Source organism: Bradyrhizobium sp. Ghvi (assembly GCF_900115265.1).
Taxonomy (GTDB): Bacteria; Pseudomonadota; Alphaproteobacteria; order Rhizobiales; family Xanthobacteraceae; genus Bradyrhizobium.
Genome location: NZ_FOVU01000006.1, coordinates 18468 through 39506, shown reverse-complemented (window position 1 = coordinate 39506; position 21039 = coordinate 18468). Strand labels below are relative to the sequence as shown.

At 61.1% G+C, this 21039-nt stretch carries 20 protein-coding genes; 1 reads left to right on the top strand and 19 read right to left on the bottom strand.

Annotated features, from left to right (window positions below; genetic code table 11):
• Positions 1–194 precede the first annotated feature (194 nt).
• The gene (locus tag BM374_RS23110; protein WP_092297981.1) at positions 195–686 is read right to left on the bottom strand and encodes a MarR family winged helix-turn-helix transcriptional regulator; all 492 of its coding nucleotides are present in this window, start codon (positions 684–686) and stop codon (positions 195–197) included.
• 1153 nt (positions 687–1839) lie between these two features.
• Here BM374_RS23110 and BM374_RS23105 point away from each other — a divergent pair.
• Positions 1840–2748 carry a TauD/TfdA dioxygenase family protein gene (locus tag BM374_RS23105; RefSeq protein WP_092297977.1) on the top strand — a complete coding sequence of 303 codons (909 nt, stop codon included), beginning with the start codon at positions 1840–1842 and terminating at the stop codon, positions 2746–2748.
• A 186-nt stretch (positions 2749–2934) separates the two neighbouring features.
• Here BM374_RS23105 and BM374_RS23100 read toward each other — a convergent pair whose 3' ends face one another.
• The 18 genes from BM374_RS23100 to BM374_RS23015 all read right to left on the bottom strand — a co-directional run bounded on the left by BM374_RS23100 (position 2935) and on the right by BM374_RS23015 (position 20832).
• A complete protein-coding gene (locus BM374_RS23100; RefSeq protein WP_092297112.1) occupies positions 2935–3177 on the bottom strand; it encodes a DUF2274 domain-containing protein in 243 nt (80 codons plus the stop codon).
• A 4-nt stretch (positions 3178–3181) separates the two neighbouring features.
• Positions 3182–4393 (bottom strand): TraB/TrbI/VirB10 family type IV secretion system protein, encoded by a 1212-nt coding sequence (locus BM374_RS23095; RefSeq protein WP_092297109.1) that lies wholly within the window; start codon positions 4391–4393, stop codon positions 3182–3184.
• Positions 4390–5424, bottom strand: a complete 1035-nt coding sequence (gene trbG / locus BM374_RS23090) for a P-type conjugative transfer protein TrbG (protein WP_177248484.1) — start codon at positions 5422–5424, stop codon at positions 4390–4392. Before trbG ends, BM374_RS23095 begins: the two co-directional genes overlap by 4 nt.
• A complete protein-coding gene (gene trbF, locus BM374_RS23085) occupies positions 5421–6104 on the bottom strand; it encodes a conjugal transfer protein TrbF (protein ID WP_092297103.1) in 684 nt (227 codons plus the stop codon). Before trbF ends, trbG begins: the two co-directional genes overlap by 4 nt.
• A gap of 93 nt (positions 6105–6197) precedes the next feature.
• Positions 6198–7427, bottom strand: coding sequence for a P-type conjugative transfer protein TrbL (gene trbL / locus BM374_RS23080; RefSeq protein ID WP_092297100.1), 1230 nt, complete (start codon positions 7425–7427; stop codon positions 6198–6200).
• Positions 7424–7795 carry a putative entry exclusion protein TrbK-alt gene (gene trbK-alt, locus BM374_RS23075; RefSeq protein ID WP_092297098.1) on the bottom strand — a complete coding sequence of 124 codons (372 nt, stop codon included), beginning with the start codon at positions 7793–7795 and terminating at the stop codon, positions 7424–7426. The genes trbL and trbK-alt overlap by 4 nt, the downstream gene beginning before the upstream one ends.
• The gene (trbJ, locus tag BM374_RS23070; protein WP_092297095.1) at positions 7795–8526 is read right to left on the bottom strand and encodes a P-type conjugative transfer protein TrbJ; all 732 of its coding nucleotides are present in this window, start codon (positions 8524–8526) and stop codon (positions 7795–7797) included. Before trbJ ends, trbK-alt begins: the two co-directional genes overlap by 1 nt.
• Complete coding sequence (gene trbE, locus BM374_RS23065) at positions 8523–10964, bottom strand: conjugal transfer protein TrbE (protein WP_092297092.1); 2442 nt, start codon at positions 10962–10964, stop codon at positions 8523–8525. Before trbE ends, trbJ begins: the two co-directional genes overlap by 4 nt.
• 10 nt (positions 10965–10974) lie before the next feature.
• Positions 10975–11238 (bottom strand): VirB3 family type IV secretion system protein, encoded by a 264-nt coding sequence (locus BM374_RS23060; RefSeq protein ID WP_092297089.1) that lies wholly within the window; start codon positions 11236–11238, stop codon positions 10975–10977.
• The gene (locus BM374_RS23055) at positions 11238–11564 is read right to left on the bottom strand and encodes a TrbC/VirB2 family type IV secretion system protein (protein ID WP_092297087.1); all 327 of its coding nucleotides are present in this window, start codon (positions 11562–11564) and stop codon (positions 11238–11240) included. Before BM374_RS23055 ends, BM374_RS23060 begins: the two co-directional genes overlap by 1 nt.
• Before the next feature lies 1 nt (position 11565).
• Positions 11566–12480 carry a P-type conjugative transfer ATPase TrbB gene (gene trbB / locus BM374_RS23050; protein ID WP_177248510.1) on the bottom strand — a complete coding sequence of 305 codons (915 nt, stop codon included), beginning with the start codon at positions 12478–12480 and terminating at the stop codon, positions 11566–11568.
• Between the two features lie 227 nt (positions 12481–12707).
• The gene (locus BM374_RS23045; RefSeq protein ID WP_092297081.1) at positions 12708–14036 is read right to left on the bottom strand and encodes an MFS transporter; all 1329 of its coding nucleotides are present in this window, start codon (positions 14034–14036) and stop codon (positions 12708–12710) included.
• Positions 14037–14166: 130 nt separating this feature from the next.
• Entirely contained in the window at positions 14167–14592 is a 426-nt protein-coding gene (locus BM374_RS23040; protein ID WP_092297079.1) for a CopG family transcriptional regulator, read from the bottom strand.
• A gap of 6 nt (positions 14593–14598) precedes the next feature.
• Positions 14599–16587: a conjugal transfer protein TraG gene (locus tag BM374_RS23035; protein WP_092297076.1), complete on the bottom strand. Its 1989-nt coding sequence runs from the start codon at positions 16585–16587 to the stop codon at positions 14599–14601.
• Positions 16588–16621: 34 nt separating this feature from the next.
• Complete coding sequence (locus tag BM374_RS23030; RefSeq protein WP_092297073.1) at positions 16622–18385, bottom strand: relaxase/mobilization nuclease domain-containing protein; 1764 nt, start codon at positions 18383–18385, stop codon at positions 16622–16624.
• A gap of 697 nt (positions 18386–19082) precedes the next feature.
• Complete coding sequence (locus BM374_RS23025; RefSeq protein ID WP_092297974.1) at positions 19083–19856, bottom strand: lytic transglycosylase domain-containing protein; 774 nt, start codon at positions 19854–19856, stop codon at positions 19083–19085.
• A 2-nt stretch (positions 19857–19858) separates the two neighbouring features.
• Positions 19859–20371, bottom strand: coding sequence for a S26 family signal peptidase (locus tag BM374_RS23020; RefSeq protein WP_092297070.1), 513 nt, complete (start codon positions 20369–20371; stop codon positions 19859–19861).
• Positions 20368–20832: a DUF2840 domain-containing protein gene (locus BM374_RS23015; protein ID WP_092297067.1), complete on the bottom strand. Its 465-nt coding sequence runs from the start codon at positions 20830–20832 to the stop codon at positions 20368–20370. Before BM374_RS23015 ends, BM374_RS23020 begins: the two co-directional genes overlap by 4 nt.
• Between the last annotated feature and the right edge of the window lie 207 nt (positions 20833–21039).

The following is a 21039-nucleotide window of genomic DNA, read 5'->3' as shown; positions in this document are numbered from 1 at the left end:
CGTCGATGAAATACGCGGTCACCGAATCCGGCGCCGCGCAACCTCGCCGGCCTCGGCTTCATCATCGGACCCAGGGCCGGCTAGCTCTGCCAGCGCCCGCTTCAGTCGCGCGTGGGCCGCTTAAAACAATTCCGCGCCATAGCGGGTTTGAGGTCTCATGCATTTTCGTGCAGGAAAGGGGATGGGGCTGGGCCTTACACCCGGCGACGCGGAGCCGATTTTTGAGCCGATGCCTTGGTCTTGGCCAGGAGTCGCATCAGCTCGCGCACATCCTTCGGCGTCAGATCGGCGAATAGATCCGCGATCCAGGTCTCATGCTCCGCGGCCATCCTGCGGAACTCGGCGCGCCCGAGTTTGGTGAGACGGATTACCTGGACGCGGCGGTCGGTCTCCGAGGTGCGACGGTCGAGATGGCCGGATTCAACCAGGCGTTCGACAAGGCCGGTGACGTTGCCGTTGGAGACCATCATGCGCTTGGAGACATCGGACAGCGTCATTCCATCAGGCGCCTTGTCGAGCTGAGCCATCAGATCGAAACGCGGCAGCGTAACGTCGAAGCGCTCCCGCAGCCGGCCGCGGACCTCGCCCTCGATCAGAGTCGTGCAGGTGAGCAGGCGCAACCACAGCCGAAGCTCATCGGCATGGTCCTCGGGCGTTTCGACGGCCTTGGTCTCGGAATCGAGCATCTCGATGCAGTCATTCGCGGCCGCATTGGGCGTCGGCACGGATTCTGAGCTTCAAATAAATCGACGCTGGCCGCAAGCCCAAAGCTGCAACAATCGACCGCATGCAAGTTCTTTTGTGCGCGCCGACGATGAATTGAAGCCCGACGCAGCGGTGATGAAGGTCAAGGCCTGCAAAATCGTCGAAACATCTCCTGGGCCAATTGCCCATGGGGGACCAGCGCCGCAGCCACTTACATCTACAGCTCTCAGAGACTCCGGTGGTCGGGCCATCAATTACCTCACGAAATTCACGAACGGAAACGTCAGCTCGGGCTTGCCGCATTGTGCACAGACACCTGTCGGTATTCTGACAGAGGCACAATCTCGTGTCAGGTCCAGTACAACGCGCATCGTACGCGTTCAGACTTTCGAAAGCCCATTCGACTTTGCGGCTACCGCCGCGGCCTGGGATGGCCATTGCTTAAAAGCGATCCAGAAACAGAGGCACAGAGGCACAGAGGCACAGAGGCAGCACTGCTAACCCTCTCCACACTCCATCTCGCCATGGAAGCATTTACATTGTTGAACCAATTCGCGGAGAGGTGCAAAGACTTTGAATCGAGACTCGCGTCAGCGACATTTCGCCATTTTGCGAGCCGCACAACCCAGTGTAGGAGCATGAGCCAATAAGAGAGGCTGCGCTTGTATATGCAGGCCAATGATTTGTCCCTAGAAGAACCGTCATCGTCACAGCGATATGCCAATTGAGACCGAACTTGCCGCAATCTCGGTCTCGTCAAAGTACCAATCATTGGATGATTTGTTTCCGAGATGCGCTTCCGCGCGGCATGACCATCATGAACTGTTGCCTATTCTACAGAAGCATTTCTTTTTTCAACGCAGTTTAGTGACTACAAAAGCATAACGGAAGATCTGCCGTTGGCGCGTTCCTGCTGTCCGCTTCGCTATCCTACATTCGAAGGGGTGAGCTCGGCGATCGAGTTCTTTCGTCACTCGGCCCAACCATAGGCTTAGTTCAAGGCTCGCGCCAAACGCCACTATTCGTTCACTGCCCAACGTCGAGTACATTTTTCGTCTTTCGACTGGCACGATGCTTGCTGAAGATGATTTCGTTTCAAGGGGCGAGAAGAACTGCAAGGACCTGGCAAGCAAGATGAGCACAAACGCCTTGATCGGAAGCGTCATTCCGAGCACCGATGTTGTGAAACGTGCAGCGCGCATCGGTGCCGAAGTCAAAAATATCAAGCTATCAGGCGATCTACCGGATCACACCATCGCCGCGATCAACACCTTATTGCTCGAGCACAAGGTAATCTTCTTCCGCAATCAAGGACATCTCAATGACGCCGAGCATGAGCGCTTTGCCGCTCGTCTCGGAAAGCTAGTGCCACATCCGATGCTCGGTGCTACTAAGGGGATGGCCTCACTCATCGAACTGGACTCCACTCGCGGCGGCGGCCGCGCCGACGTTTGGCATGCGGATGGAACCTTCGCCGACGCCTATCCCAAGATTTTGGTCCTGCGGGCCGTTGTAATGCCAACGTACGGAGGCGACACCGTGTGGTCGAACACAGCTGCCGCTTATCTTGGTTTGCCGCCGCCGCTACAACGGCTTGCCGAGGGGCTATGGGCCGTTCACAGCAACGTCTTCGATTACGCCGGGATCGCGCGGGTCCGCGAGGTCGACAAGAAACATTTCGACGAGGTGTTCACCAGAACGGTTTTTGAGACCGAGCATCCCGTCGTACGCGTCCATCCCGAAACAGGCGAGCGGACGCTATTGCTGGGCGCCTTGGTGAAGCACTTTATTGGAATCCGCAAATACGACGGACAAAAGCTGTTCGATCTGCTCCAGTCTCACATTACCGCGCCCGAAAACACTGTGCGCTGGAATTGGTTAGAGGACGATATTGCGCTGTGGGATAACCGAGCAACGCAGCATTACGCGGTCAACGATTACGGGGACCAGCATCGCGTCGTACGTCGCGCCACGATCGAGGGTGACGTGCCTCTCAGCGTCGATGGCCGGAGCAGTGTAATGCGACCGAAGGTGACCGAATAACTGCACGTCGACGCCCAGCCGTGCCCCGGCTGCAAATTGGGAAAACTGGCAATCGGAGTTGTTTCGGGCAAAACTCGAAAGCACACTTTCCGATATAATATCTCAGCTCTTAATGCCAACACTGTAGCATTTCGCTATGCTGGCAACGACTTAGCAGGGGCAACGGCTTCGATGAAACCACGAGCATCACTGTCCTTCGCCCGCGGCCGGTACGTGGCCTTCACGTTTCAGTTTAGAGAATCCTCGGTCAGTGGCCATAAAGCGCGCCAACATGGGGGCGATGAGTTTAGTTGGATCGACCAGTTGACCGCCCTGACGCGTAAGCACTTCTGCATATGCAATGAGATCACGATGCACAGCCGGGGGCAGCTCCGCGCTCACTTTGACCGGCTTGTCGTCTGGAAGCTCTCCTATTTTAAGCTTGGGCATGTTGTCAGCCTCTATACGGGGTAAGTATCAGATCATGATTGACCAGAACACGAACCGGGAAACCAGGTCGCACGGTCAGCGTGGGCTGGATGTTGAGACTGCGCCGAACTACTTGTTGTCCGGTTTGATTGAGCGAGTCGGAGGCGCCGTGCCGCAATGCCTGGATGATGGCACTGTCATTGCTATTCGTGTCGGAGCCTGCACCTAGTTCTGTCCCGACAGCCAAGAACGTCGATAGCGCAGCGGTCTTGAATAGCTCGCCCCAGTGATTGTCGACCTGGTCTTCAAGGCCCGCATAACCAGCAGTGTCGGCGCCCGGCTGCCGCTCGAGAACGATGGAACGTCCATTCGGCATGATCAGCCGGGTCCAGACGAGCAGGACACGCGACTGGCCGAAAGTGACCTGGCTATCGTAGATCCCGATCAGACGCGCTCCCTGGGGCACAAGCAGAAACCGGCCAGTCGGCGTGTCAAAAATGTTCTCGGTCACCTGCGCCGTAATTTGGCCTGGCAGGTCCGATCTGATTCCAGTTATTAGGGCTCCCGGAATAACGGTGCCAGCCTGCACGAGATATGGTGAAGCCGGCCGGGCGATGCGGTCAGGGCTGACTGTGCGACGGTCCACAGAGGCGTTCACGAAGGCAAGCTTGCGGTCCTGACCGTTCTGCGCAAATCCGTCGTCATTGGCACTCGTCGGGCTTGGTGATGCGATGCGATCACCTCCTACACCTGCAGCCATGGGCTCACGCACTTCTCTCCCATTGGTCGAAGCGAACAGATGGCTGATGCGGGCTGCTTCGGTCTCTTGATCCCGGCGCTGCTGGTCCGGATCAGCGCCGTTCGTCGGCAACTGGCCTTGAGCGGCAAGGATCGGTCGGCCGAGGTCGCCGGGAAGCGGCGGACCTAGCTGTGGAACTGCCTGGCGCGGAACGCCAGCATAGTCCTTCGGTAGAGCCGCAATTCCATCGGCAACATTGTGATGGTCGGTACTGTAAAGCTCATCGGTCGCCTGGTCTCGAGGGCGAGTCTTCTGCAGCGACCACAGCACCGCTCCGCCGATGATAAGCAGGGCAACCGCGCTCCCGCCGGCCAGGACCTTCCGCGACAGCCGTGTCACGCGCGGGTGCTCCGCTCTCAAGCGGAAGCTCCTGGACTGATCCTCTTGTGTCTCCAGCGGAACTGCCTGCTCGTGATCGTTTGCATTCCGAGTGTTCATGACGACGGCCTCCCGTCGGTCCTGACAATACGGACCCTCTGCTGGTGCTCGCCGCCAAGCCGCAGTTCGGCGGCCGCAAACAGCCGATCGACGATCAACACGTTGCCGTAGGCGCGATAGTTGACGAGTTCGGTCTTGCCTTCCGGGCCGATGACAAAAAGCGGCGGCATCTCGCCTTGCACGATCCCTTGCGGGAATTCGACATAGACCTTGCGGCCATCGTCATACGCGGCGAGCGGCCGCCAAGGAGGACTGTCCCCTTCGATGGCGTAACGGGAGATACGCTGCGCCGGATCCGGAAGAACGGGTTTCAGAGCGACTGAACCGGATCGTTCGCGCGCTGTTTCCGGATAGTACCAGGCAACAGACGGCATATATAGCCGCTCGCGGGAGCGGAGCTCGATCAGGTAGGTGCGCCGGTCGGTATTCACGACCAGGTTGGTCTCGATGGACGCGCGGGTTGGCTTGACCAGGATATGGACCCGGCGTGTGTCGCCGCTCCCGCTCTCGGTATCGCCAACGACCCAGCGTACGGTATCTCCGGCCGCGATCGGCCCTGATCCCGTCAACTGTTCTCCCTCCTCGAGCGCGATATCCGTGATATGCCCCGGTGCGGCGTAAATCTGGTAGAGGGCTCCAGGACTGTAGGCATAGATTTGCGCCGCGTTGAAATACCCCCGCTTGCGCGGTTCGACCCGGGCTGCGCTGTTTGCGGTCTCAACCCGGCTCACGGGCTCAGCGTCTTCCTTCCCTCCCGACTTGCCGCCCAGAGCCGGCTTCCAGAGAGGCGGGACGTGAAGCGGTCGCGATCTGTCGTCGAGAGCCACTGGCGTCGCCGGCAGCGGAGGAACCTCAGCGTCATAGCTGATCTCCGGCGGTATATAAGTCGCGCACCCGCCGAGCGCCGATGAACAGAGCAAGAGCACGGACAGAAGCGCTCGCTTTGAGCCCACGAACTCGGACCGAGGCGAATTGAGCCTGCTTTGCGGGAGGGAATGTATCGAATGAACGTCAGACGGCGTCTTGGTCACTGACCCAACTCCTTTGACCAGTTGATGGCGCGGACATAGACGCCGAGAGGATTTTTGCGCAGACGTTCGGCATCGCGCGGCGTTTCGATCGCGATGGTGAGAATGGCCGTCCAGCGCTCGGTCGAACTCAGCGAGCCGTTGTCGTAGACGCGCTCGGTCCACGCGACGCGAAAGCTCTCGGACGACGCTCGAATCACGCTCGAGACGTCGACGGACACTTGGGCCTTGCCCAACTTGGCAAAGGGGTCATTGGTGCGCGCATAGTCGTTCAGTGCAGCCGCGCCACGATCCGTCGTAAAGTCATAGGCCCGGAGCCAATTCTGGCGCAGAACGATACCGTCGGCCGGTAGGCCTCTGACATCTTCGATAAAGCGCGCAAGATCGTAGGCGATCTGCGCATCAGTGGGTTGATAGTCGATGTTCGCCGGCGCAACCCTTTGGGCCTGGCCGAGATGGTCCACTTCAACAACCCACGGCGTGATCGAGCCTTGGCTCGATTGCCAAACCAAGCTACCTGCGAGACCGGCCGATAGCATTAGGCAACCGAACGCCATCAGGCGCCAGTTCTTGGCCTGCACGCGGGCAGATCCAATGCGTTCGTCCCAAACCTGCGCTGCCTTTTGGTAAGGCGTGATCGGCTCGGGCATGCGCCCATAGTGAACGGAAGGTCGTTTGAACATAGTTGCCCCTGAGATCAAGTGATCGGTTCGAGTCGAGCGGTGTCCGCGCTTGAGACGCCTGCGCAGTGGGTGGCGAAGGTGCAATGCTGCATGTCAGCGCTCTCCTTCAGACAAATCGACGGAAGAGCCGCTGCCACCGTGATCGCCTGAGCGGACCGCGTGGCCGGCTGCCGACGCCCCGTGCCGAATAGTCTCGGCACGCTTCATGCGCCGCGCCCAATCGGGCTGCCCCTCGGCCGAAGTGCCGGCGGCCTGCGCGCCGGTTTGCCCACCTCCACCGAGCGCAGCCGCTGCACGACGCAACGGGCTCATGGCAGCGGAAGCGCCGGCCTCCGCGACGCCGGCAAGGCCGCCGCTGCGGTAGGCCGCTGCTGCTCCGCTCATGGCAGCACCCCCACTACGCGCGGCGCCAGCAATCGCGCCGCCAGCGAGACCAGCACCGCCGGCGGCAAGACCCGCGCCCGCCGCAACAATGCCGCCGGCAGCAAGGCCTGTTCCAACCGCGGCACCGGCACCGAGTTGAGGTCCACCCGACACCAGGCCGTTGGCGATTCCGGGACCGAAGATACCGAGGCCAAGCAGGGAGAGCGCCGCAAGGACCAGGGTCATCGCGTCTTCGATGGTTGGCTGATTGCCACCAAAGCCGGCGGTGAACTGCGAGAACAAGGTCGATCCAATCCCAACGATGACCGCCAGGACCAAGACCTTGATTCCGGAGGAGATGACGTTGCCCAGGACCCGTTCTGCTGCGAAGGCGGTTTTGCCAAACAAGCCAAAGGGAATGAGCACGAAGCCGGCCAACGTCGTGAGCTTGAACTCGATCAGGGTGACGAAGAGTTGGATCGCCAAAATGAAGAAGGCGAGCAACACCACGACCCAGGCGAACAGAAGAACGACGATCTGGACGAAATTCTCGAAGAAACTGATGTAGCCCATCAGGTTGGAGATGGAATCGAGCAGCGGTCGGCCAGCGTCGAGTCCGACTTGAGCGATCTTTCCCGGCCGCAGGAAGTCCGACGCGGACAGGCTTGCGCCCGATGCTTTCAGCCCAAGGCCAGCAAAGCTCTCGAAGACAATGCGCGCGAGACTGTTCCAGTTACCAATGAGCCAGGCAAAGACACCGACGAAGAGCGTTTTCTTGACGAGGCGTGCGATGATGTCCTCGTCAGTTCCCCAACTCCAGAACAACGCGGCGAGCGTGATGTCGATCGCAGCAAGGGTCGTTGCGAGATATCCGACGTCGCTACCGAGCAATCCGAAACCGTTGTCGATATAACGCGTGAACGTTTCCAGAAACTGGTCAATGATCCCCGTACCCGTCATGGCTTGCTCGCCTCAGGTGTCACCGGTTGCGGATAGCCTTGCGGGATCCGGCTCTGATCCTTTGGGGCGAGCGCCAACCCTGTGGCGGATTCTTCTTCGCCAGGAGCCGCGGCACCGGCTTTCTTGGCCAAGAAGCGTCGCCGGTTTTCGGCCCAGACCTGCCTGCAATGCCGATAACCCGCCGCTTCCTCCGCAGTGACGCTGCGGCAGCGTGCAAGGACAGAGCTGGTTGCATTTGTCGTCTGCTCGGCCTTCGGCAGCACGGGCGGCTCGTCACCACCACGAAGCTGAATAGTGCAAGCAGTAACGACCAGCACGCCGATTGTCGTAAGCAGCGACAACGCCTTGAATGCCCCTATGTCGGTCATCAATGGAACATCTGCACGTTGGAGGATTGATAGCCCTGCCCCGGTGTCAGGAAGCGCCGAAGCTGTTCTCGTCCCTGATCCTGGGCCGAGGCTCGCTGAGCGGCTTCAAGGCTCTGCGCCCTGCCCTGCGCCGCGGCGGCCGCTGTGAGATCGGCAAGTTGTTGCGCTTGAAGCGCGAGGATCTGGTTGCCGGCCTGAGTTGCCTGCAAGGCGCCACTGGCACTCTGGCTCGAGGTTACGAGGGCAGAGGTCTGGATGCGATTGGTGTCGAGGTTGCCAACGATGCCGGCCTGGACACGAAGCGCGTCTTGCGTCGCGGCATAAGAATTCTGCCAGCGCGATTGAGCGTTGGAGATCAGTAACTGGTTCGACTGGCTGCTGGTCGCCGGTGCGTAGCTCGTCGAGAAGGCATGATCGATCTGCTGCACGTCGTAGGCAATGCGCTGCGCCTGGGCCAGCAATTGCTGAGTCCGCTGGATCGAGGATTGCAGTTGCTGCAGCGACGAAAACGGCAGGCTTGCCAGATTCTTTGCCTGATTAATCAGCATCTGCGCCTCGTTCTGCAACGAGGTGATCTGATTGTTGATCTGCTGGAGCTCCCGCGCTGCCGTCAGGACATTCTGGACGTAGTTATTGGGATCGAAGACGATCCACTGCGCTCGCGCCGGCGCCGTGACGCCGAGCATCAGCGCAACCGTGCCAGCGGCCGCCAATAGGCCAAGACGCCTCATAGGGATTTCTCCAGATTGACGAGATTGGGGATCAGGTCGAGGGCCCAGGCGACGTCACGGTGCTGGAGCCAGGCCGGCACGAAGCCGTCAGGGCCATGTTCGGCGAGGAGTTGGGCGATGGCTGCCTGGTCTGTCTTGGACGAGGCCGCGGTAAAGGCCAGCGCGAGCTCACCAAGACCAAGTTCGAACATCCGGTTACCCCGACGCGACTGGCAGTAGTAGTCGCGCTTTGGCGTTGCCCGGCTCAGAAGCTCGATCTGGCGATCGTTGAGTCCGAAGCGGCGGTAGATGGCAGTGATCTGCGGTTCGATCGCCCGTTCGTTCGGCAGCAACAGGCGCGTTGGGCAGCTTTCGATGATGGCCGGTGCAATCGCGGAGCCATCAATGTCCGAAAGCGACTGGGTGGCGAAGATGACGGACGCGTTCTTCTTCCGAAGCGTCTTCAGCCATTCCCGGAGCTGCCCCGCAAAATCCTCGTCATCGAGGGCAAGCCAACCTTCATCGACAATCAGGAGTGTGGGCCGGCCATCGAGATGATCACCAATACGATGGAAGAGGTACGCCAGCACGGCCGGCGCAGCACTCGTTCCGATCAAGCCTTCGGTCTCAAAAGCCTGGACCGACGCCTCGCCGAGACGCTCGAATTCGGCATCGAGTAGGCGCCCGGACGGACCGCCGAGGCAATAAGGTTGCAGGGCGCGTTTCAGAGAGTTCGATTGGAGCAGGACTGACAGGCCCGTGAGGGTGCGCTCCTCCCGCGGAGCCGAAGCGAGAGATGTCAATGCCGACCACAGATGATCCTTGACCTCCGGGGTGATCTCGACCTTTTCCCGTGCCAGGATCGCGCCGATCCATTCCGTCGCCCATCCGCGCTCGGAAGGATCATCAATCCAGGCCAGCGGCTGCAGGGCGACGGGTTGTTCACCTCCGTCGGACAATGCGCCGCCGAGATCATGCCAATCACCGCCCATGGCGAGGGCGGCCGCTCGAATCGAACCACCGAAGTCAAACGCGAAGACCTGCGAGTTCGGGTAACGCCTGAACTGTAGCGCCATCAGCGCGAGCAGCACTGATTTACCAGCGCCTGTCGGCCCCACGACAAGGGTATGACCGACGTCGCCGACGTGGAGCGAGAATCGGAACGGCGTTGATCCCTCGGTCTTGCCGAACAGAAGCGGCGGACCCTTGAAGTGCAGATCCCTCGCCTCGCCCGCCCACACGGCCGACATCGGAATCATGTGGGCCAGATTGAGGGTCGATACCGGCGGCTGCCGCACATTCGCATAGACGTGCCCGGGCAAACTGCCGAGCCAGGCTTCGACGGCGTTCACCGTCTCGATCATGCAGGTGAAGTCGCGGCCCTGGATGACCTTCTCGACCAGCCTCAGCTTTTCATCGGCAGCATTGGGATCGCTGTCCCACACCGTGATGGTCGCGGTGACGAATGCTTGGCCGATCTGATCCGATCCCAGTTCCTGCAATGCCGCGTCGGCGTCAATCGCCTTGTTGTGGGCGTCGGTATCGAGCAGCGTCGACGCCTCGTTTGTCATGACCTCCTTGAGAATGGCGCCGATGGACTTTCGCTTGGCGAACCACTGCCGGCGAATCTTGGTCAGCAGCTTGGTGGCATCGGTCTTGTCGAGCATGATCGCCCGGGTCGACCAGCGATACGAAAACGGCAGGCGATTCAGGTCATCCAGGATCCCCGGGGTCGTTGCACCCGGAAAGCCGACAATCGTCAGGACCCGAAGATTGGCTGAGCCCAACATGGGCTCTAGCCCGCCGGTGAGCGGCTGGTCGGCCAACAGCGCATCGATATACATCGGAATTTCTGGCACCCGAACGCGATGACGCTTGGCCGAGATCGTCGAGTGCAGGTAGGTCAGCGTGTCCTGATCGTCGAGCCAGGCGCATTCCGGCATGAACCCTTCGACGAGCTGAAGCACCCGGTTGGTTTGATCGATAAAGCCGCGCAACACCTCCCGGGCATCTGCTCCAACTGTGCGGTCGCGACCTTCATAGAGCAAACGCTCCGCCTTAGCCGCTCCCTCCTCGGGTGGCAGATAGAGGAAGGTCAAGAAGTAGCTGGACTCATAATGGGCGCCAGCCTCTTCGAACTGGGCCCTGCGTTCGGCATCGACCAGCGCGGACGCGACATCCGGAAATGTACTCGGAGGATAGGCCCCAGCAAAATGACGCTGCCCCTCAACAAATACGGCCCAGCCGGATCCCAGGCGGCGAAGTGCGTTGTTCAGGCGACCGGCGACGCCGACAAGTTCGGCCGGTACCGCGCTGTCGAGGTCAGGTCCCCGGAACTTTGCTGTCCGTTGGAATGAGCCGTCCTTGTTCAGGATGATTCCCTCATCGACGAGGGCTGCCCAGGGCAAGAAGTCGGCGAGGCGCGCGCTGGAATGGCGATATTCGGCAAGGTTCATCATGACCGAGAGCTCAGGTGTTAAGATGTGCGGGAATGCGCAGATGTCGGCGCACCACATCGACGAAGGCGGGATCGCGCTTGGCCGCCCAGACGGCGGCCATGTGGCCGATGAACCAGAGGACAAGACCCGCGATCCAGAGCCGCAATCCGAGCCCAAGGGCCGCCGCAAGCGTGCCATTGACGATCGCAACCGACCGCGCCGCGCCGCCCATCAGGATTGGCTCAGTGAGCGCGCGGTGAACGGGCACGACAAAGCCTGTGACTTGATCATCCATCAGATCACCACGCCGCCGCCGAAGGAGAAGAACGACAGGAAGAAGCTCGAGGCTGCGAACGCGATCGACAGACCGAACACGATCTGGATCAGCCTGCGGAAACCACCTGACGAGTCCCCGAACGCGAGCGTTAGCCCGGTCACCACGATGATGATGACGGCGATGATCTTGGCGACCGGTCCTTCAACCGACTGCAATATTTGATTGAGTGGCTGCTCCCACGGCATGTTAGAGCCAGCCGCCCACGCCGGCACCGACGCCAAAAGTACCGCGCCAGAGGGGGCCAATGAAACGACACCTCGAACAAAGCGAAATTTATGACGCATGTCAGTCTCCTGCTGATGAAAGGTCGTAGTCGCCAGCGGCGCCAAGCCCTGAAACAAGGGCGAGTTCAGCGAGGCGACGGTCAGCGCCGCGGCCCGCAAGGACAGCGACGAGGTTGATCGTCTCAGCGATCAGGGCACGCGGAACCGTGATGACGGCTTCCTGGATGAGTTGCTCGAGCCGCCGCAGCGCGCCGAGCGCGCTGCCCGCATGGATGGTGCCGATGCCGCCGGGATGGCCTGTACCCCAAGCCTTCAGCAGATCGAGCGCCTCGGCACCTCGCACTTCGCCAATCGGAATGCGATCAGGTCGTAGCCGCAGCGAGGACCGAACGAGCTCCGATAGCGTGGCCACACCATCCTTGGTCCGCAAAGCGACGAGATTGGGCGCCTTGCACTGAAGCTCGCGCGTATCTTCGATCAGAACGACCCGCTCGGAGGTCTTCGCCACCTCCGCCAAGAGGGCATTCGTCAAGGTCGTCTTGCCGGTCGATGTCCCACCAGCGACGAGGATGTTCTTACGAGCAGCGACCGCGCCCTTCAGGATCCTGGCCTGCTCCGAGGTCATGACCCCCCTGGCGACGTAATCGTCGAGCGTAAACACGGCGACCGCAGGTTTGCGGATCGCGAATGCCGGTGCCGCAACGACCGGAGGCAACAGACCTTCGAAGCGCTCGCCGGTCCCGGGCAATTCGGCAGAGACCCGCGGCGAGCCGGCATGCACCTCCGCACCTACGTGGTGCGCAACCAGACGAACAATGCGCTCGCCGTCCGCTGCCGACAGAGTTACGCCTGTGTCGATCAGGCCATTCGACAGCCGGTCAATCCACAACCGCCCATCCGGGTTGAGCATCACCTCGATGATCGCTTCGTCTTCGAGGTAGCCGGCGATCGCAGAACCAAGCGCGCTGCGCAGCATTCGCGCGCCGCGCGAACTCGCTTCCGATTGAATGGAATGGATTGCCACCGTTCGTCCCCACCGAATGACGACGTCCAACGAGCGTCCTCATGTGGGGATGATTAGAAAAGGCACCGATGGACTTGACGCAACAAGCGCTTTGGGTCGTCGTAGGCTGGCGTAGAAAAAGGAAGAGTGCGAACTGATTTTTGAAGCCTACTCAATAGATCGTACTCGGCGAGCTACCGCTACCACTCCGCACCGTCATCCGCGGAGACGAGTATGACCGAATCCTCATACAACCCGACTGACTCGACAGCGTAGGCAAGATCAGCCGGCTTGAAGAAGAGGATTGAACTCATCCATAAGGAGAAGGATCGGCGCAAAGGCAGCGCGAACCAGACCAACGCCGCGATCTGCAGTGCTACGCTGAGGCCGAAGGCGACTTGATAGGCTTGGACGGGCCTATGGCCGCCATTCGCAGACCATTTCTCCAAGATCAGGCCGGTCCCGACTTGAGCCAAGAAAGCCCAACCGAAGTGCAGGACGTTTAGGGCGCCATTGGCGCGACCAGCTAGCTCAGGCGGAAAGTAATCCGCCATCACCGCGAAGCTGGCCACAGTTGCCGTTCCGACAATGGCGACAACGGACCAAGGCACAATGGACGGCAGAGGTGCTCGCAAGATCAAGGCTAACTCAGCTGCGACAAACACAACTGCTACCATCACTAATATCGTCTCAGCCCCGATTCCCCTACGTTTGAGGTAATGGACCGTCGTACCGAACAACCAGGCACCACAGCTCAAGACGATCGACATCGTAAGAAGCTGTCTCACGAGACTTGCACGATCAAGCCCCTCGACGTCTGTCAGCCACGGTGATGCCCACAAAGCCTGCAGAGACCAGGCTGATCCAATGCAAGTCGCCGACAACGGTGCGATTCGCCAAAAGCGCCGATCGCCGAAAATGGAGCCAAGGGTGGCGCGCGCGGTTGATGGGACAATTGGTCGTTCAGGCACCAAGACATAGATGAGAATGGCTGTAACACCCGTAACGGCTGCCAGGATCTCAAAGAGCTGCCGCCAGCCCATCCAGGCGAGCAGGTGTTCGACGGGAGCTGTAGCGGTCACCGCTCCTAGCGATCCCAGCATGACCATGTAGCCGTTCAGCAAGGCGACACGCTCCCTGGGAAACCAGAGGACGATCGACTTCAGTCCTGCGGTTAACGCCGCCGCCACGCCAAGCCCGATCATTGCACGCGCGATCAAAAGCGACAGGAAATCAGTCGATATCGCGAAGAGGCCGGCGCCTGCTGCGGCAAGCAAGAGCAGAACACTCTGGACGCGACGTGGACCAAAGCGATCCAACAATATACCGACGGGGATCTGAGCGGCCGCGAAAACAAGAAAATAGACCGACGTAAGCAAGCCGAGGTCGGCAGTCCCAACCCCGGTATCCGAGCTGAGATGGTTGGCGATTAGAGCATTGATCGTTCGAAACAGATAAGAGAGATAGTACCCGGCTACAAAAGGTAGAAAAGCGCGCGCGATGCGACGCCATGGTGTTGAGATTTGCATGCTGGCCCTTTGCTCTCAGCTCGCTCGAGCCGAATAGCGCGTCCAGCTTTTGCCAGTTCGGCTAAATCGCTGCGGTCGTAGGCTGGCGTAGAAAAAGAAGGACCGGAGACACGGTCTTTACATGGTTCGATCAAGTCTCTTCTGCCGGTTCCTGACGGCGGATATCTTCCGGAATCTCGCGGAGAAAGCTTTGTCCCTTTTGCAAGCGGCGCCCGAGTGCCTCAACAAATCCTTCAAATCGCTCCCGCCCCTTTGCTTGCGCGGCGGCCTGCGCGTCGTTGGGCAGCGGTGGCGTGATCGTCAGCCAGAAGCGAATGAAGAGAGCCAAGGTTTCCGCCGTCAAACCAACGTCGCGCTCCAGCCTCTGCATCTGACGCGACAGCCGATCGAGGCGCCGGGTAAACGCCGCCTCCCGCCTGTCCGCTGCATCCGGTGACAGAAACGAAGCGACAGCTGCTTCCACGATTGCGGATCGGGAAAGTTTCTTGCGATCGGCCAGATCCGAGATCTGTTTCAGAAGCTCTGGCGGAAAATAGACGTTCATCCGGTCGCGCATATCGCCTCAGAGCTCCATACCGTCATTCGGGTCCAGGGCGGCCTGACGGGCGACACCTCGCATCTGTTGGCGTATGAGCCGGGACTGACGGACCGCATCCTCGTCATCGTCAAGGACGGCAGCAAATTCTTCTGCCGGTGTCGGTTCGGTCGTCTCCCTGGCGATCGCGACGTGATCGGGGAGCTCGGGCTCACGACGGAGTCCGCTGTTCGCCGTGTCTTCCTCGGCCTCCGAAGCTTGGTCAGCCGGAGTAGCCGTCGGCTTCAGCGGTCCGAGCGCTGACCATCCGTCCGTTCGCGATGATCGGCCGGCGCTCGCCGGATCTGGTGGCGGCAGAACCCGCTCGGTAAATCGCCGATCCTCGTAGTAGCGGACCTTCTTCGCCCGGATCGGCGCCGTCCCTGCCACCATGATGATCTCATCCATTGGCGGAAGCTGCATGACTTCACCCGGGGTCAGCAGCGGCCTTGCCGTCTCCTGGCGCGAGACCATCAAGTGCCCCAGCCAGGGGTTCAGCCTGTGACCGGCATAGTTCTTCATCGCGCGCATCTCGGTCGCCGTACCCAGTGCATCCGACACCCGCTTGGCGGTCCGCTCGTCGTTCGTCGCGAAGCTGACCCGGACGTGACAGTTGTCTAGGATGGCATTGTTGGGCCCGTAAGCCTTCTCGATCTGATTGAGCGACTGCGCGATCAAGAAGCTCTTGATGCCGTAGCCCGCCATGAAGGCGAGCGCGGACTCGAAGAAATCAAGCCGGCCCAGCGCCGGGAACTCGTCAAGCATCATCAGAACGCGATGCCGGCGATCACTGGCGTGCAGGTCCTCGGTCAGGCGCCGGCCGATCTGATTCAGCACGAGCCGGATCAGGGGCTTGGTCCGCGAGATATCGGAGGGCGGCACGACCAGGTAAAGCGTCGTCGGTCGCCGATCGGCGATCAGATCAGCTATCCGCCAGTCGCAGCGGCGGGTCACTTGGGCGACGACGGGATCGCGATAAAGTCCGAGGCACGACATGGCGGTGGACAGGACACCGGAGCGTTCATTCTCGGATTTGTTGAGGAGCTCGCGCGCGGTCGAGGCGACCACAGGATGCGCACCCTGCTCGCCGAGATGCGCCGTGGTCATCATCGCCTTCAGCGTCGCCTCAATCGGCCGCTTCGGATCGGATAGGAAAGCTGCGACGCCGGCCAGGGTCTTGTCCACCTCGGCATAGAGGACATGGAGGATGGCGCCGACCAGGAGGGAATGACTGGTCTTCTCCCAATGGTTCCGCTTGTCGAGCGAGCCCTCGGGGTCAACCAGGACGTCGGCGACGTTCTGGACGTCGCGAACCTCCCATTCCCCGCGCCGGACCTCGAATAGCGGATTGTAGGCTGAGGACTTTGGGTTGGTGGGGTCGAACAACAGGACGCGGCCATGCCGCGAACGGAAGCCCGCGGTCAGTTGCCAGTTCTCACCCTTGATGTCGTGAACGATGGCCGAGCCGGGCCAGGCCAGCAGAGAGGGAAGGACGAGACCGACGCCTTTGCCAGACCGCGTGGGCGCAAAACACAACACGTGCTCCGGCCCGTCATGGCGAAGGTAGTCGCGCTCGAGCTTGCCCAGCACTACACCATCAGGACCGAGAAGTCCGGCCACTCGAACCTCCTCCAGACCAGCCCAGCGCGCCGAACCGTAGGTCTCGACATTCTTGGCTTCACGCGCGCGCCAGACCGACATGCCGATCGCCACCGCGATTGAGACGAAGGTCCCGGACGCCGCGATGAAGGCTCCCTCGACAAAGACCTGAGGTGCATAGGCGTCGTAGACGAACCACCACCAAAAGAAGATTGGCGGGTAGTAGATTTTGAAGCCCAACAACTCGAACCAGGGTCGCCCAAGTTCTGGCTGATAGGCGAGCCGCCAAGCCGTCCACTCGGTTGCTCCCCAGATGGCCAGCAAAACAATGAGGCCGACAACGATCACCTGTCCCCAGAGGATCTTGGTTCCGGACATCGCGAACGCCCTTCCGTAACTGCATTGGAGATTGCTAGAGGCCAAGGTCGCGCTTGCGACCAAAGCCCCATTCGATGCCGCCCCCATCCTTCACGACGCCGGTGACGTGTTGGCCGAGCTTCTGTTCGAGTTCGCGCGACCAAGGGACGAGCTGGAAGCCAAGCCCATTGTCGATCATGGCGAAGCGTCCGGAGGTGAGCGTCAGCCGCTGGCGATACGTACCCGCCACATGCTCCCCGGAGTCAGGCTTAACGTAAGGGAGCCGGGTCTCGGCCGAGACTTTTGCGGCCACCTCGTCAAGTTCACGCCGGCGCAATGTGTTCAAGAGGTCGCGCTGCAAGATGATGCGTGGGCCCTGCCGCCGCGCCAGGCCCTCCCGGATCAAATGCTCGGCACGGGCTTCTAGGGCGTCGCGGGTCTCGCGGCCGAATCCGCCCATGGCGAGCGGCATGGGGTCCCGTTCAACCAGCCGATGGTCGAGCCAGGTTGCCCCTCGTGCCGTGATCTGGCTGCCGAGGTCGAGATCGGAGCGTGTCGCGAGAACCAAGGTCGGCCGCGGATCGCCGGCTTGACCGAAGCGTCTGACTTCGACGATGCCGCCGACCGGTGGCGCCTGTTCGAAAGCCTCGAGCCCTCGGAAGCGCACGTGGTGCGCTCGTCCGTCTGTTCCGTCGATCAGGGCGTAGGCCTCGCCGGTCAGTTCATCGTGCAATCCGCGGTCGACCAGTCGTCCGATGATCCGCGAGGTCGGCTGTTCACCTTCGATGACATAGTCGGCGACACCGCGCACTTCCCCACGCTCGGTAAAGGCGCGGTGCATGGTTTTGATGATGTCGCCGCGCATGCCGAGGTCGCGCAAACTCCGCTCGGATTCGAGTCCGACCATCCATTCTCCTGGCGCGGCGGAAGCGGCGAGGCTCATCTTCTCGAGGTATTGGAGGCGACCGACCATGAGGCGCCTGATCTCCAGATCGGACTTGCCGGAATTCTCCGGGCGCAGATCGATAGTGCCGGTCTCATCGGCCGCCAGCCGGATCTCCCGATCGAGGCGCGTCCATCGTTCCGCCGTGACTTCCCTCTCCAGTGAATTGCGAATCTCGTGCTCCGGCTTTGGACCAAGTTCGATGCCGACCAGTTCCTCGGCGCGTGTGCGCAGGCCCTGGCTGATGTAGTCGCGGGAGATCACGAGATCCGCCCCTTCCTCGTCCACGCCCCGAACGAGAAGATGGACGTGTGGGTTGTCGGTATTCCAATGATCAACGGCCACCCAGTCGAGCCGGGTACCGAGATCGGCCTCCATCTGCCTGGCGAGGTCGCGGGTGAAAGCCTTCAGGTCTGTCATGTCGCCGGCGTCCTCCGGCGAGACAATGAACCGGAAATGATGCCGGTCGTCCTCGCACCGTTCCGCGAAAGCTGCGCCGTCAGCACGGTCGCTGCCGGCATCGAACATCTCGGCCCGCTCACCGCTTCTGGTCACACCGTCGCGCTTCAAATACGAAAGATGGGCCGTCAGCGGTGCTGAACGGAAGGCTCGCCCTTTGTGACGAACCACGCGCGCCTTCACCACAACGCGCCGCGCCGGGCTGAACAATCTGGCGCGGGTAAAGGCGAGGCGCCCGCGGCCAAACGTCGAGCGCCCATAGGCCGCAGAGCGTCTGCCAGACCCAGCCTGTCCCGAGGAGTGTCCCGCTTTCTCCGCGGCACGTAGCACCTGGTTGATGAAGCTCTTTTGCTTCGGCGCGCGGGTGCTGCGGATGCGCCCAGGCCGAATACGCAGATCGCTGTCGCGCACGCTCACGGCAGGGCCTCCCAACGATCAAAAGCGCACATGGTGCCGAAAACCCCTTTGATTGCACTCGTGAAAATGCAAGGCGCGGCACGCGCCCCGACCGACCGGCACGCCAGAACCCAAGCCATGCCAATGGCTTGCGGTTCGACCGGCGAGCCCCTTTTATCTCGCCGTCCTGCCGTCGTGGTCTCCCAGTCGCCGGATCCCGAAAGAGCCGTCGCGACTTGGCAGCCGGCTCGCGAAGCCCCCGCTGCTTCCGAGCGCTTGCGATAGCGATCGTTACCCGAAGGGCCGAGACACCCGAAGGGTGGCTCGGTGAGGAGCGAAGCGACGAGTAGAGCGCGGGCCGAAGGCATCGCCCGTACGCCGTCAGCTTGCGAACCCGCACGCTTGGTCATTGCGATGCTCCCGAATCGATCGAGGCACGAACACGCCAATTGGCCGAGAGAACCATATGCCCGTTGCCGTCGTGGTCTCCCGGTCGCCGAAAGAGCCACCGCGACTTGGCAGCCAATTCGCGAAGCCCCCATTGCTTCCGAGCGCTTGCGATAGCGATCGTTACCCGAAGGGCCGAGACACCCGAAGGGTGGCTTGGTGAGGAGCGAAGCGACGAGTAGAGCGCGGGCCGAAGGCATCGCCCCTACGCCATCAGCACGCGGCACCTGCTTGGTGAAGCACACGAAGGCTTGCGAACCCGCACACTTGGTCATTGAGATACTGCCAAATCCGATCGAGGGACGAACACGCCAATGGGCCGGGGGACCATGGGCGAAACATCGGGCGCAGAGATTGCGGTCGTGACGCCGCCCAACGGCATGAGCGCCGGCAACCGAAAGCGTGTTTTCATGAGATCGGATCGCGTAACGAATAGCGTTGCAGCTGCTGCTGACTGTCCGCTGGACGTCCATCTCGGCGGCAATTCGATGCCAAGTAGATTTGCAAGTTTCGCGACGTAGGCTCGCGTCTCCTCTGGCAGAGAGCCGCCTGCGAGATGCTCTTCATAGCGAGATGGTCCCGCGTTGTACGCGGCAAACACGCCAGGCGAGCCAAACCGGTCGAGCAGTTCGCGCAAGTAGGCCGTACCGGCCAGAATGTTGTCGTGCGGGTCGTAGGGGTCGTTCCCGAGATTGTAGCGCTCGCGAAGTTCCGCCCAAGTCGCCGGCATGATCTGCATCAGGCCCATTGCGCCTTTTGTCGATCTGGCGTGCACGTCACCAGCACTCTCGATGCTTAGAACTGATCGAATCCAGTTCGGCGCAGTCGCAAAGCGTTGCGAGGCATCACTGATGAAGCCGGCAAATGCGTGAGCGCTCTCACTGATCGCCGGCTGGGCGGCTGATCCGCTCTGGGCCAAAGCAGCACCGTCGATCGCGGTCGAAAGAAGCATCAGCGGCACGACAGCGCAAACGCGCATGACGGACGAACGATCCCGCAATCGATCGAACAAGGGAATGGCGAGCAGAACACGTCGAATGCACACGATCACTCCTCCCACGTCCACACCGGCATCGCACGGCCGATCACGCTAGATGCCGGAACAAATCCAAAATACCGGCCATCAAGAGAGTCGTCCGACTGCCAGTTCATCAGAAACAGCTCGCCGTCGCCGACAACGCGGCAGCCCTGCCATTTCGGCAGCGGCCGGCCGCGCCCGTCGTGATCCTTCGCCTCGCCCACCGCGACGTCGTCGACCGAAATCGTGAGGCCGGTTCTGCAAACACTCTGCCCCGGAAGGGCGAGGACGCGCTTCAGCATGGGGACGCCAATGGGCAAATAGCCGTTTAGGTCGAGGAAGGTCGCGAGCGGCTCCGGCGGCTGCACGGCGAGAAGTTCCGTAACGAATAGTTTGTGCGGGGGCTGCACACGGTAGAGCCCGATCGGTACGCTCTCGGATGCATTCCAAATATAGGCTGGCGCAATCTCCACAACGATTGGCGCGATAAGTGCGACGGCACCGCCGAGCATCGCGATCAACGTCTTGAGCCGCGGTGTCATCGCATGACCCTCTGCCGGTGAAGCCAAGCCTGGTGGCGGGCTTTCGTGTAGGGGCGTGGGTTTTCGTTGACGGACAGACGGTTATGAACGTGATGCCAATGATCAGGCGCGACGTCAGCCGGATCGATCCCGAGCGCGTCAATGGCATCGATCATCTGCAGCACGCGCTCGACCTTCGGCCAGCCTGACAGCCGCAGCAAAATCTCTCCGCCAGGCTTCACGTACGGTACGGTCGAGCAGCGCTGTCCCGGAGCGACCGCACGCAAGATGTCGATGCGCGAAATGACCGTGCCGAAGTCGTTGGACGTCCATCGGACGAAGGCAAAGATGCTGCCGGGCACAAATGACAGAACGCGCCGATGGCGATCAAGCTTCCGTTCCTTGACAATACGACCGAACCGAATGCGGTTTTCGATGCGCTTCTCGAGCCACAACACTTCCAATTCGGTGAGATCGCTCATGCGGCAGCTCCCTGACGCTGGAGCTGGTAGCCGTGAGCTTGAGGCTCGGTGGAGAGTGTGCGTGGCCCGCAAGGGCGAGCTAGACTGACGGACCGCCGTTTCCGGGCGCCCCCAACGCGGCTTTCCGCCTGGTCCGTTAGAAGAAATCCGAAGGATTTCTGGTTAGTAAAGTTAGAGCGGCCGGAAAGCTCGGAGAAACAAGCTCTT